The sequence below is a fragment of the Lentzea waywayandensis genome, from assembly GCF_900115955.1.
Classification (GTDB): Bacteria; Actinomycetota; Actinomycetes; order Mycobacteriales; family Pseudonocardiaceae; genus Lentzea; species Lentzea waywayandensis.
The window spans coordinates 206,178-218,185 of the sequence record NZ_FOYL01000015.1 but is presented as its reverse complement, the minus strand read 5'-3'; the positions used below and the strand labels follow the sequence as shown (position 1 = coordinate 218,185).

The window sequence follows — 12,008 nt, the reverse complement described above, 5'->3', positions numbered from 1 at the left end:
AGAACGTCGTGAGACAGTTCGGTCCCTATCCGCCGCGCGCGTAGGATACTTGAGGAAGGCTGTCCCTAGTACGAGAGGACCGGGACGGACGGACCGCTGGTGTGCCAGTTGTTCTGCCAAGAGCATTGCTGGTTGGCTACGTTCGGAAGGGATAACCGCTGAAGGCATCTAAGCGGGAAGCTCGTTCCAAGATGAGGTATCCCACCCTTTGTGGGTTAAGGCCCCCAGCTAGACCACTGGGTTGATAGGCCAGAGGTGGAAGACCGGTAACGGTTGGAGCTGACTGGTACTAATAGGCCGAGGACTTGTTACAAAGACGCTACGCATCCACTGTGCGGTTCTGGAAGAACAACCAGAACCGATCGCGACCCCGCGGGGTTGCTGGTTGTAATTTCATAGTGTTTCGGTGGTTATAGCGTTGGGGAAACACCCGGTCCCATTCCGAACCCGGTAGTTAAGCCCTTCTGCGCCGATGGTACTGCACTGGTTACGGTGTGGGAGAGTAGGTCGCCGCCGAACTTAATTTGCCCTGCGGGTTGAGCGCCACAAGCGCTCCCCGCAGGGCTTTTTCATGCCCTTTTTCATGTCTTCGTGCAAGTGGCGCCGTGTTCTTGAGCGGCTGTCCGGGTGATGAGACCCCGGCGAGCGGGTGACGTGAGTCAAGCTCGGCTTCCCGGTCCCTACCGTGATCGTCATGAACGAGCAGTGGGCAGGGGAGGCACCTTTGCGGTGGCGAGCGCGCAGGAGGCGGGGCAGGCACGCCCGCGAGCCCGCGCCGTCGTCGCAGTCGGTCCTGCCCGCGGTGCTCGGTGTCGTGCTGCTGGTGTGCCTGATCCTCCTCCTGCTCACGTACCTCTAGCGGGACTGCAGCGCGTCGAGCGCCACGGCCTGAGCGATCACGAGCCGGCGGTCGACGCCAGGATCCTGGATCGAGACGAGGTAGTGGTCACGAACCCAGGTCTTCTTGTCGACGCTGAACACGGGAGCGCCGTTCTCCGCCGCGAAGTCGAAGTGGTAGCGCATGGGGAACGGCGCGTCTCCGATGTACGGGATCCACTGCCACAGCCGGCGAAAGCCCGCGAGCCACTTGTTCCGCTCGGCGCCGATCGCCGGCCCGCGACCCGGCTGTTCGAGGTGCCAGGTCGACCGCAGCAGCGACTTGGCGAAGTCCTTGCGGAACAACCCGATCGACCTGCCCTGCTCGTCCGTCACGTCGTAGCCGCTGCCCAGATCGATCACCTTGCGGGCGTTGAACTCGAACAGCACCTGGCTCTTCGACGAGTCGGTGTAGACCGTGACCCGTTCCTTGATCTTGAGCCTCTTCTGCTCGGCGAAGCCGACCAGCTGGCCCGGGCGGCCGTTGTCGTCGACGAAGACCTCGTACCGGTTGATCATGAACGTGACCTTCTGGTGCATGTGTAAGACGTGCACGTTCTGGAGACTCACAACTCCCCCTTCTCGACAGGCACGGGGGTCAGGCTCCCGGTGGGGAACCGCCGCTCATTGCGTTCGATCTTGGCGAACGCGGCCTCGATGAGGTCGACGCCGAGCTTGTCCGCGAGCCTGGTGAGGTAGTGCATCACGTCAGCGAGCTCGTCCCGGACGTTCCAGGCGAGTTCAGGGTCTTTCATCGCGTCTTTCGCCTCTTCGGGCGTCAGCCACTGGAAGAGGTCGGTGAGCTCGCCGACCTCCCCGGACAAGGCCATCACCAGGTTCTTGGGCGTGTGGTAGCTGTCCCAGTCGCGGGCGGCGGCGAACGCGCGCAGGGCGTCCCTCAGGTCCACGAGATCACGCTGACTCATGCTCCACTAAGTACCACGTGGACGAACGAGCAAGGATGGCGGCTGTTCAAGCATGGATCGTCCGCGTCAACGTTGATTAGCTCTAGTCATGTCAACATCAAGCGCAATCAACACCTCGTCCATCCTCGTGCTCGGCGCCACCGGCAAGACCGGCCGCCGCGTCACCGCTCTTCTCGGCCCCGCCGCCCGTCCGGCGTCGCGTTCCGCAGCGTCGGTCTTCGGCGGCACCAGGTTCGACTGGTCCAGCCCGGACACCTGGGAACCCGCGGTCGCCGGCACCACCGCCGTCTACGTCGTGGCGCCGGACAGCCCCTTGCAACTCGCGGAGTTCGTGACGGTCGCGGTGAAGGCGGGCGTCACCCGGCTCGTGCTGCTGTCGATGCGCGGCGCTCCCGAGGACGACCCGTTCGAGGCGGCGATCAAGGACTCGGGTGCCGAGTGGACGATCCTGCGGCCCACCTGGTTCATGCAGAACTTCGACGAGGACCTGTTCGCGGAGGCCGTGCGGCACGGTGAGCTGGCCGTTCCCGCCGGTCAGGGCATCCACCCGTTCATCGATGTCGTGGACATCGCCGAGGTCGCCGTCGTCGCGCTGACCCAGCCCGGTCACCACGGGCAGACCTACGACCTGAGCGGGCCCGAGGCGTTGTCGTTCGCCGAGATGCTGGCGCGGATCGGCGCGGTGACGGGCAAGCCCGTTCGGTACAACGACGTCGAGCCGGACGAGTACGCCGCCTCGTTGCGCGGGCTCGGCTACCCGGACGAGATCGCGGACCTCGTCACGATGCTGCTCGTGCGCGTCCGCGCGGGAGAAGAGGCGCACCTGTCCGACGACGTGCGACGGGTCCTCGGCCGTGAGCCGCGGACGTTCGCCGACTACCTGGGCAGCAGCAAGTTCGCCTGAAGTCCGCGCGTGCCCTCGTTGGTGATGACGGCTTCGCAGAGCGCGCGCCCCGTGCGGGCGCGCCACTCCTGCGCCATGTCGCAGTAGCGAAGACCCATCGCATACGTGAGCTGGCCGATGCACTCGCCTTCGAGCAGCACCTCAAGAGTGTGTTCACCGGTGTGAGAGCCTCTAGCGATTCGGCAGGCGCGGAGTTCGGCGATCACGTGGACGGGAGTGCGGCCGTTCACGACGCGGTGCAGCACGTGCTGATGGGCCCTCTCGCCCATGACGGCGACCTGATGTTCGGCGGGCAGTGTCGGTGCCGTGCCGAGTGCCTCGTGATCGAGCAGCAGCAGCCGCGGCACGCCGAGATACAGGTGCACGCCATAGGGCTGGCCGCTGCCGACGATGCGGGCCGGGCACGAGCCGACCTCGCCGCGCTCGGCCAGTTCGTCCAGGAGCGGCTGGTAGTCGGCGGCCTGCTCGCTGCGCAGATAGCCGGCGGTGATCGCGGTGCCGTCGCCCCGCAGCAGGTCGACCCGCACCGCCGCGCGATCGTGCCGGCCGGCGGGCTCCGGCACCAGCACCGCGGTCGCTGGGACGGAGGTGTCGTCGTGGAGGCCGAGCGTGGCGAGACCGGCCACCTCGGCGATGGCGTCCTGGTGATGCGCTTCGCCGACGATCGCCACCCGCCCGGCCGTGGACAGCCGGCGGAGCCGCGAACGGGTGCGCGTCGGGGCGATCTGCTCGGCCGAGTTCTTCTTGGTGCCGACGAACATCAACGCGAACAGCGCGAGTCCGATGACGAAGCCCAGTGGGCCGAAAGCAACGGTCAGAACCAGCGCGAGCACGGCAACGGCGATCAAAACGGCGGCAGGCGAAGGTTCTGTGCGTTGCTGCATCGTCATGGGGCATCCTCACGACTCGGCTTCCCGTCACTCTCAGTGTCGGGTATGCCGGGCGATGCGTTTCACAGTTCGCTCATTTGGCCTAGTACGACAGCCTGCGCACTTCAGCCTGTGACCAGAATCGATCAGTGGACCAGGGTGAGACGCGCGCGTCCTCTCGGCCCCGGTTCGCCGCCACCCGGCAACGCGGTCAGCACGAGCCCGAACACCAGCCCGTTGAGCTCTTCGAGGCCCAGGTTCAGTTCCTTGGCCACGTGCAGCGGCGGAGTGCCGTTCTCGCGGAGGACCTTGAACACCTTGGTGAGCAGTTTCGAGGTCTCCCGGCGCGTCATGCCGCCCGGCACGAGGCTGTGGACGTTCGCCCACTTCGTGAACTGTTCTCTGCCCACGTGCCAGTGCCGGTGGTCGGTGCCGGGCAGCTGCCGCTGGGGCATCAGGAACTCGGCGGCGAACTCGTGCGGCTCGTCGTGCCCGAGAAGTACGGCGAGCTGGACGGCAGCGTCGAACCGCGCCTGCTCCGGCGTCGCGGTCGGGGTGAGGAACAGGAACGGAGTTCCGTTGTGCCAGCAGGAGAAGGCTTCCTGTTCGGCGCAGTCGACCGGCAGCGAGAACACCCGCACACCGTGGGACTCGAGCAGCTGCACCATGTTCGGTGCCGGCCCGGTGGCGAGCCGCCACGCGTCCCGCGTGCCCTGCGGCGAGGTGCGCGGCGGCGGCAGGGAGGGCTGGGGGAGCACGAACAGCCGGTCCAGCCAGCCGTTGAACTCGATCGCGAGCTGCGCGGCCGCCGTCGCTTGAGCGTCGTGCGGCGCGTTCTGGGGCCTTGGTGGCTCCGGCGCGGTCAGAAACTCGGCCGGGAAACCGAGCGCTCCCGCCAGCGATTCGACCGCGGCGGCCTTGGGCCTGCGCAGCCCGCGCTCGTACTCGCCGATGGCCCGTGCGGGCACACCCGACTTCCGCGCCAGCTCGGCAGCGGTGAGTCCGCGCCGGGTGCGGGCGAGCGTGAGTCGCGAGGGCGTGAGCATGATCCGGCCATTGTCGCTGGCGCCGTGACAGGCCGCCAGGCGGGTCCAGATGTACCGGTCAGGCAGGCGCGTTGCGCCAGTTCGGCCTGGCATGGGGCTCGTGCTGCTCGAGGTCGACACCGCTCGGTGAAGCTCCTGCCGTTGCTCAGCGCCGGAGCGCGATGGGGAAGTCGACCTCCTCCGGACCGTCCACATTGGGTGTCCTGCGCTGCGGGAACTCCATCGGCGGCAACGGGATCCGATGAGCCCACCGCTCGATGACCTGGTTCTGCGGCGTCGGCTCCGGCTGCGACACCTCGCGCAACACCACGAGCCGATCTTCCAGTTGCAGCGGGTACGTCACCAGGAACCACAGCTTCAGCCCCTCGCTGCGCACGTTCTCGAACAGCGCGAACTGGTCGTGGTCGTTGTCCCGCATCATCGCCGCGATGGCGGGCCCTTTCGCGTAGTCGCTGCGCAACGGCGCGTCCGGAGACCCAGTGCCGCGGTTGCCCTGCAACGTGCCCAGCAGGATCGGCCGCGACGGGTGCTGGATGAGGCCGGCGTTCCAGTGGTCGAGCCGCTGCCACCCCTCGGCCGCGAGGAGCCGGCGCAACGTGCCCACCCGGTGGATCCAGTCGAGCAGGCCTGGCGCGTTGGTCGGCCCGAACGGCGGCGAGGCGGCACGCGCGTCGATACCGGCGGCGATCGCGCGGTCCAGGATCGCGAGGCGCAGGCCCAGGTCGGCGAGCTTCTCGCCGGTGGTGGGGGTGAGCTTGCGGAAGGCGGCGTTGGTCATGGGCCGACGGTAGCGACGGGGTCTGACATTTCCGGGAAACCGCAGTTCAGGTGGTGTGCTTGCGGAAGTGCGCGGCGCCCCTGGACGCGGTGTCGGCGGGATGCGCCGGGCGCGACACAGGTGACCTTTGCGGCATCGCCATCGTGTCGGTCGCTGACAGGCCTTCCGACAGTCGTGCCTCGGAGCGGGGAACAGCGAGACGAGTCCCGCCAGACATGACGAAGCGGTGCCCTGGGCGATGTCGCCCAGGGCACCGTACTCGCGGCCTTTCTCCTGGTCAGGCCGCCACCGGCGTGAGCTCGTGCAGCGCGTCCCGCTCACCCAGCCGCTCGTGCGCCCACTCGACCACTGCGGTCTCCTGCGCGAACAGCACGATCTGCCGGTCCGCGGACAGCTGGAGCAGCAGGTCGAGCATGGCGCGTGTGCGGGCGTCGTCGGCCTGCACGGTGACGTCGTCCAGCAGTAGCGGGCACGGCTCGGAGGCGAGGTGCTGGGCGAGGGCTACGCGCAGCAGCAGGTAGATCTGTTCGGCTGTGCCGAGGGACAGGTGTGCGGCCTGGTGCCACGACTCGGAGGCCGCGCACACGCGCACGGTCAGGGTCGACGCCTCCACGGCGGCGTCGACGTAGCGGCCGTCGGTCACCCTGGGCAGCCAGGTTCTGAGGGTGTTCTCCAGGGCCGGGGCGATGGTGCTGTGCACCTTTTCGCGGGCCGCGGTCAGGTAGCGGGAGGCCAGGTCGATGGCCTCCACCTCGGCGGTCACCTCGGCCAGTGCCGCCGCGGCCACCTGCACTGCTTCCTCGGCTTCCGGGACGCTCGACAGCGAGCGGGCCATCTCCGTGACGGTGGCCGCCAAGGAATCCGCCGCCGCGGCCAGGGACGGGTCCACCGGGTCGCAGGCCGCGTAGCGGAGGGCGGTCTCGAGGAGAGCGGTGTGGTGGGTCTGGGCCGCGGAGAGGGTGGCTTCCAGGTCGTCCAGGGTTCCCGCGGCCAGCAACGACTGGAGTTCGGCCCACGCCTTGCGTTCGTCCTCGGCCTCGCGCAGGAGGTCGTCCCAGCCGCGTTGCCACTCGGCGATCGCGCGCAGGAGGTCCTCGGGGCGTTCGCCGGTGCGGCCGATCGCGGTCACGGCCTGGCGCAGCAGCACCAGGGCTCGGGTGTGGGCGGCGGTGGCCTCGGCGACGGTGGCCTCGGCCTGACGGCGGTCTGCCAGGGTTTGGGACAGCTGGGGGCGATGGGCCGCCATCGCCGCCTGGCGGGCGCGCACCTTGCAGTCGGTCTCGTAGTCCACCAGCAGGTCCGGCACGGGCATCGAGGCGTCCACCTTGCCGCGTGCGGCGAGTTCCACGCGGATCGCCTTCTCGGTGCGTGCCACCTCGGACATCAGGTCGGCGTGTTCGGCCTCCCAGGCGGGGCGGTTCGCCAGGCGCCACAACGTTTCGCGGTCCGCGGGCACGCCCAGCGACGCGCACTCGGCGACGGCCGAGTCGTGGACGCGTGCTGCTTCCACGGCCACCGCTCGCTGCCCCTCGGCCTCGGCCAGGGTGCGGTCGGCGTTGAACAGCACGCTGCGCGCCTGGGCTGCGATGGTCGCGCGTTCGGCGGCGAAGGCCATGGCGGTCTCGCGCTGGGCCGCGTTGCCGCGGGACATCGCGCCGCCGACGCCGGCCACCAGCGCGGCGATGAGGACGCCGATGGCGGCGAGTTGCTGGCCGGTCAGGAAGAGCAGTACGCCCACCAGGCTCGTCAGGCAGCTCAGGGCCAGCAAAGCGTTGCGCAGGAACGGGTTCGGCACCGCGATCTCCTGCACGCGCGTTGCCGCCACGTCCGCTTCGACCTGGGTGCGGGCCGCGTCGGCGGCGGCCTCGTCCTGGTACTGGCGGGCGGTGTCGACGTCGATCGACGCGGTGGTCAGGCGGGCACCGGCGGCCGGGTCCAGACGCGTCGCGAGGCCGCGCAGCACGGACGGTTCGGCGGTGGTCCGCGGTGACGGCCGGCGCTCGTTGTGCGCGGCGGCGACGGCGGACGCGGTCGCGTACGCCGAGGCCACGACGCGGAGTTCGTCGTCCAGCGCGGTCTCGCCGACCGGGAAGTCCGGCAGGGCCCGGAGTTCGGCCTCCAGGGCCGCCGCGGTCGGACCTGTCAGCGCGCGCGGCGTCGGTGCGGCACGCCACGCGGCCAGCGCACGGTTCACCGCGTGGGTCAGTTCTTCCTGCGCGGCCAGTCCGGACGGCGGGCAGTCGCCGAAGCGCTCCTGCAGCTCACTGAGCCGTGCCACCCGAGCAGAAAGCGCGTCGAGCGACGCCGTGTGCTCCTGAACGGCCAGGCGGGCACGAGCGGCGGCGGCCGAACGGGCCCGGGTGCTCAGTTCCAGATAACGGGTGTGCTCCCGGCGTGCCGCGGTCAGGTCGGTTTCGGCCTCGCGCAAGCGGTTTCGCGCGTCCCGCAACGCGTCCACGGGCGCGGTCAGCCGTTGCAGCGCCTGCTCCACCGTGCCGTCCGTGCCCGCGGTGGCCGCCGCGCGCCGCAGGTGGTCCTGCAGGCCGTTCGCCGCGTCCAGCACGGTCAGCAGCTGTGCCTGGTCCACGCACGCGGTGGCGGCGAACGACGTGCGGTCCAGACCGAGCCGCAGCGAGACGTCCGGGGCCGCGTCGTCGTTCAGATCACGGTCCACCGCGACGACTTCACCGGACTCCAGCGACACCATGGCCGCCACGCGCCAGGACTCGCCGGTCCACGGCCGGTGCCGCGCCGACGGTGCACCGCACAGAGCCGCGCGGATGGCGGCGTGCCAGGACGACTTCGCGGACTCGTTCACGCCCGACACCACGGTCAGACCGGGCGCCAACGGCAGCGTGCGGTCGTGCAGGGGCCCGAACGCGTGCGCGGTGACGGACTCGATCCTCAACGTTCCTCCAAGGCCCGCAGGCCGGTCGAGAGCACGCGGCCACGCAGAGCCACGTCCAAAGAAGGATCAGCGAGCACGTCGCGCACGAACTGGCCGCGCACAGTCCGTTCCGCGGCGACGGTGTCGAAGTCCAGCAACGGGAACGTCCGCTCGGCGTCCTGCCAGCCGAGCGACCGCGACGCCGACACGTCGAACACCTCCCGCGACACCGAACCGTCCTCGCGCACCGTGCACAGAACGGCCCCTCGCTCGCCGGTCTCCCCCGGCGTCAGCGGATCCGGGTTGCCCGGGAACGTGTAGTCGGCGGCGTGCTCCGGCGTGTGGACGTGCCCGAGGAACGCGTGGTCGAGGCCGGTGATCGCGACGTCGCCGGGCGTGGAACCGTGACACAGGGCCAGGTTCACGCCACCGCGGTTCACCGCGAAGCCGTCGAGGACGTCCCGCGCGGGTCCGGGTCCGACGTGGGCGGAACCCCACAGCGTGACGCCGTCGGTGAGTTCGACCGGCGTCAGCGACTCCGACGAGAACACGTGCACGTTCGGCGTCCAGTCCACCTGCTGGTAGACCGACTGAGGTCCGTACCAGTCGTCGTTGCCCGGTGCCAGGAAGACCGGCAGCGAGCAGTCGAACGCCGACTGGAGGAACGCGGCGGTGGAAGGGGAACAGCGATCGTGCTCGTACAGGTCGCCGGCGCAGAGCATCGCGTCGGCGCCGGTCTCCCGGGCGAGGTCGACGATGTGGCCCAGGGTGTCGCGCAAGGCTTGACGCCGCTCCGGGCCCGCGCTGGAAAAGCGCGTGTCCAGGTGCAGGTCCGCGAACAGCAGCAGTTTCACCGGTGCCCTCAGGTGAGTTCGATGGTGCCGGACAGGGTCAGTGGCATCCCGAGCGCCTCGCTCACGTCCGCGGTGTCGGCGTGCCAGCCGATCAGCTCCGCGACGGTCGGGGTGAGCTCGTAGCCGTGGTGCCGGATCGCGCGGCTCAGCGCGTGCCACAGCTGTGAGGCGTCATGGGCCACATCAGGGTCTGTGTGGAACGGAAGACTGACCAGCAGTGCGTGCACCGGCTGGTCGGAGTTCTCGGCGCCGCAGGCGCGGGCCACCGACCGTTCCACGGCCGTGCGCAACAGTTCGGCGCAGCAACGGATTCGCACGCCGTCGAGCTGCTCCGGGCGTGCCAGCAGGTTCGCGACGCAGGTCAGCCGGTCCTGCACGTCCGAGGGGAGGTTCATCGCTGCAACCACCCCGCGAGCAGTTCCGTGTCGCGGATCAGCACGTCCAGGTCTCCGCTCTCACCACCGACTCGGCAGGCGTGCAGCAGATCGACCGCCCACGACCCGACGACGTCCTCCAGGTGCGGTAACAGCTTCGCCGGTTCCGCGAAGTCGTCGAGCACGGCCAGTGCGAGCTTCTGCCTGGTCGTCAACGCGCACTCCAGCACGCGTTCGACCTCGGCGTGCGGCATCCCGCGCCCGAGCCGTTCGCGCCGGAACCTCGCGTGCGACGCCGCTTCCAGGGCCGTCCGGCAGCACGACGCCACCAGTTCCGCCCGCAGCGTCTCCGGCAGATCTTCGTCGGTGCGCATCGCACGGGCGTCGTTGAGGCACCGGCCGACTGCGTCGTCGGACATCCGCACCTGCACGACGGACGCCTCGCCGCGGCAGACCTCCCAGACGGTGCCGCTCAGCCGCAACCGCCGCAGCGCCTCCACCAGTCGTTCGTCGTGCGTGAAGACCACGACCTGGCGGGTGAGCCCGACGTCCGCGAGCACCTGCGCCAGACCGTCCACTTTGGACGCGTCCATCGCCTGCACGGGGTCGTCGATCATCACGAACCGGAACGGGCTCTCGTCCACCATCGCGCGCGGCAGGAACAACGCCAGCCCCAGGGAGTGCAGCTCTCCCTGGCTCATCACCGCCAGCGCCGAGTTGGAGGCGCCGTCGACCGACACGTCCAGCTCGACGTTGCGGGTGCCGCCCATGCGCACCGCGCCCAGGTCGACGTTGCTCTGCTGGCGCAACCGCTGCCAGATCCGCTGCGACTCCTTGGCGAACGGCGCGATGCGCTCCGACCGCAGAGTGGCCGCGGTCTTGCGGATCCAGTTCTCCGCCTCGGTGACGTCGGCGAGCCCTTCGGAGTCCGCCAGTGCCTGCTGGGCCTGGGAATGCCACTCGAACAGCGCGATCGCCATCGGCCGCCACACCAGGTCGCGCCGGTCGATCTGCTCGCGCGCCACGGACTTCAGCTGTTCCACGGCCTGCGCGAGCTCCGCGTAGCGGTCGAACATCTCCTGGCGCAGCCGCATCGGGTCGTCGAGCGAGGCGCACGCCTCCCACGCCTGCCACGCGTGCAGCACGGCCGTCGTGTCGAGCATGTCCTGCGCCTCGACCAGCACGTCCGGCGCCGGCTGGCACAACGCGCGCGTGGCCGCCACCGCGAGGTCCAGCCGGTCCGCGGCCTCGTGCAGGTCCGCGGCGGCCTTGGCGAGGTGCGCGGCGCGTTCCTTGGCCTTGCCGAGCCACAGCTTGTCGAGCCGGCCGAGGTCGCACACCGGGCACGACTCGGTGCCGCCGGACTCCTGGAGCTGGATCGCGAGCCGCAGTATCTCGCTGCACCGCAACGAGTCCTGCGCGTTGGCGGTCGCCACCGCGGTCACCGTGCCGAGCGCCAGGTCGAGCGTCTCGCGGACCCTGTCGATCTCGTCGTCGGGCGGCAGCGTGATGTCCACGATCTGGTGCAGCAGGCTGATCCCGCTGCCGACGTCGGCCCTGAGCGCGAGATCCGCGATCGCGTCGAGGTCGGGGGAGTCGCTGCCGAGCAGTTCGGCGGCACGGCGGGCGCGTTCGTCCGCGGAGGCCGCCAGTTCGGCGCGCACCCGTTCCCGCCGGTCGTAGGGGCGGGCGACGATCTCCGCGAGGCGCTTGCGGTGCTCGGCGAGCGACTGCTGTGCCTCGGTGATCGCCTCCAGACCCAGAAGGCGGTGCATCGCCTCGTAGAGATCCTCTGGCTGTGCGTCGAGAACGGTCCCCAGTTCGCTGTACGGCAGAAACGGGCGGTAGGTCTCCAGTGCGTCGTGCCACCTGCGGTCGTCGAACGGCTCGTTGTCCTGCGTCCACTCGCCCTGTGTCGGATCTTCCCCCGGAGCCCAGCGTCTTCGGATCGTCGTCCTGCCCGGCCGTGCGGCCTGGACGAGATCCAGTTCGACGGCGGTGTCGGGCCGGTGCAGGTTGCGCCAGCCCTGCCGCCACACGTCGTGCCGCGCACGGGTCCAGCGGGCGTTGTACCCGGTCAGCGCCAGTTCCGCGGCCTCGGCGAAGCTCGACTTGCCCGAGCCGTTGCGTCCGGTGACGACGGTCAGGCCAGGACCCGGTGCGAGCGGCAGACGTGCCTGGGGACCGATGCCCCGGAAGCCGCGCACCCGGATCTCCGACAGGTAGATCCCGTGACCGGGGCCGTCCGTCTGCTCCCGCGGGGCGCCCTCCTGGCCGGGCACGCCGGCGAGGGCGCGGTCCAGCGCACCATCGCCCCGGCACGCCGCCAGCACCAGTTCTGCCGCTCTCGGGGTGAGATCGTCCTTGGCCAGTCGCCCGGCCATCAGTTCGAGTAACCCGGCTTCACCCGCCACGGTCACATTTCCTCCAGCTGCCACCACTCGATAGGGCGGCAACTTAGGCACGAAAGTGGAGCTACTGATGAGTACTCACA

At 69.8% G+C, this 12,008-nt stretch carries 11 protein-coding genes and 2 rRNA genes; 4 read left to right on the top strand and 9 right to left on the bottom strand.

The features are described 5' to 3' along the window. From BM417_RS40075 to BM417_RS48225, 3 genes are all read left to right on the top strand, one after another. Positions 1 to 313: ribosomal RNA gene (locus BM417_RS40075) — 23S ribosomal RNA — on the top strand; the annotation flags it as partial. An 89-nt stretch (positions 314 to 402) separates the two neighbouring features. Beyond that, positions 403 to 519, top strand: a 5S ribosomal RNA gene (gene rrf / locus BM417_RS40070). A gap of 175 nt (positions 520 to 694) precedes the next feature. After that, positions 695 to 859, top strand: coding sequence for a hypothetical protein (locus BM417_RS48225; protein WP_177230081.1), 165 nt, complete (start codon positions 695 to 697; stop codon positions 857 to 859). Here the strand turns inward: BM417_RS48225 and BM417_RS40065 are convergent. Together BM417_RS40065 and BM417_RS40060 are read right to left on the bottom strand one after the other, a co-directional pair. Beyond that, positions 856 to 1,431, bottom strand: a complete 576-nt coding sequence (locus BM417_RS40065) for an LURP-one-related/scramblase family protein (RefSeq protein WP_245822610.1) — start codon at positions 1,429 to 1,431, stop codon at positions 856 to 858. The genes BM417_RS48225 and BM417_RS40065 overlap by 4 nt on opposite strands. 11 nt (positions 1,432 to 1,442) lie before the next feature. After that, on the bottom strand, positions 1,443 to 1,802 hold the full coding sequence (locus BM417_RS40060; RefSeq protein WP_093605317.1) for a nucleotide pyrophosphohydrolase: 360 nt from the start codon (positions 1,800 to 1,802) through the stop codon (positions 1,443 to 1,445). 88 nt (positions 1,803 to 1,890) lie between these two features. On the opposite strand from BM417_RS40060, the gene BM417_RS40055 reads away from it, so the two are divergent. Then, positions 1,891 to 2,706 carry an NmrA family NAD(P)-binding protein gene (locus BM417_RS40055; RefSeq protein ID WP_093605315.1) on the top strand — a complete coding sequence of 272 codons (816 nt, stop codon included), beginning with the start codon at positions 1,891 to 1,893 and terminating at the stop codon, positions 2,704 to 2,706. Here the strand turns inward: BM417_RS40055 and BM417_RS40050 are convergent. The 7 genes from BM417_RS40050 to BM417_RS40020 all read right to left on the bottom strand — a co-directional run bounded on the left by BM417_RS40050 (position 2,679) and on the right by BM417_RS40020 (position 11,934). Then, a complete protein-coding gene (locus BM417_RS40050; protein ID WP_093605313.1) occupies positions 2,679 to 3,596 on the bottom strand; it encodes a hypothetical protein in 918 nt (305 codons plus the stop codon). The two genes, BM417_RS40055 and BM417_RS40050, sit on opposite strands and share 28 nt — an antisense overlap. A gap of 125 nt (positions 3,597 to 3,721) precedes the next feature. Then, complete coding sequence (locus tag BM417_RS40045; protein WP_177320875.1) at positions 3,722 to 4,621, bottom strand: helix-turn-helix domain-containing protein; 900 nt, start codon at positions 4,619 to 4,621, stop codon at positions 3,722 to 3,724. A gap of 145 nt (positions 4,622 to 4,766) precedes the next feature. Continuing rightward, positions 4,767 to 5,399, bottom strand: a complete 633-nt coding sequence (locus BM417_RS40040; protein ID WP_093605309.1) for a hypothetical protein — start codon at positions 5,397 to 5,399, stop codon at positions 4,767 to 4,769. 277 nt (positions 5,400 to 5,676) lie between these two features. After that, positions 5,677 to 8,307, bottom strand: coding sequence for an AAA family ATPase (locus BM417_RS40035; RefSeq protein WP_093605307.1), 2,631 nt, complete (start codon positions 8,305 to 8,307; stop codon positions 5,677 to 5,679). After that, the gene (locus BM417_RS40030) at positions 8,304 to 9,140 is read right to left on the bottom strand and encodes a metallophosphoesterase family protein (RefSeq protein WP_093605305.1); all 837 of its coding nucleotides are present in this window, start codon (positions 9,138 to 9,140) and stop codon (positions 8,304 to 8,306) included. The genes BM417_RS40035 and BM417_RS40030 overlap by 4 nt, the downstream gene beginning before the upstream one ends. A gap of 8 nt (positions 9,141 to 9,148) precedes the next feature. After that, entirely contained in the window at positions 9,149 to 9,535 is a 387-nt protein-coding gene (locus tag BM417_RS40025; protein ID WP_093605303.1) for a hypothetical protein, read from the bottom strand. Continuing rightward, complete coding sequence (locus BM417_RS40020) at positions 9,532 to 11,934, bottom strand: AAA family ATPase (protein ID WP_093605301.1); 2,403 nt, start codon at positions 11,932 to 11,934, stop codon at positions 9,532 to 9,534. The genes BM417_RS40025 and BM417_RS40020 overlap by 4 nt, the downstream gene beginning before the upstream one ends. Between the last annotated feature and the right edge of the window lie 74 nt (positions 11,935 to 12,008).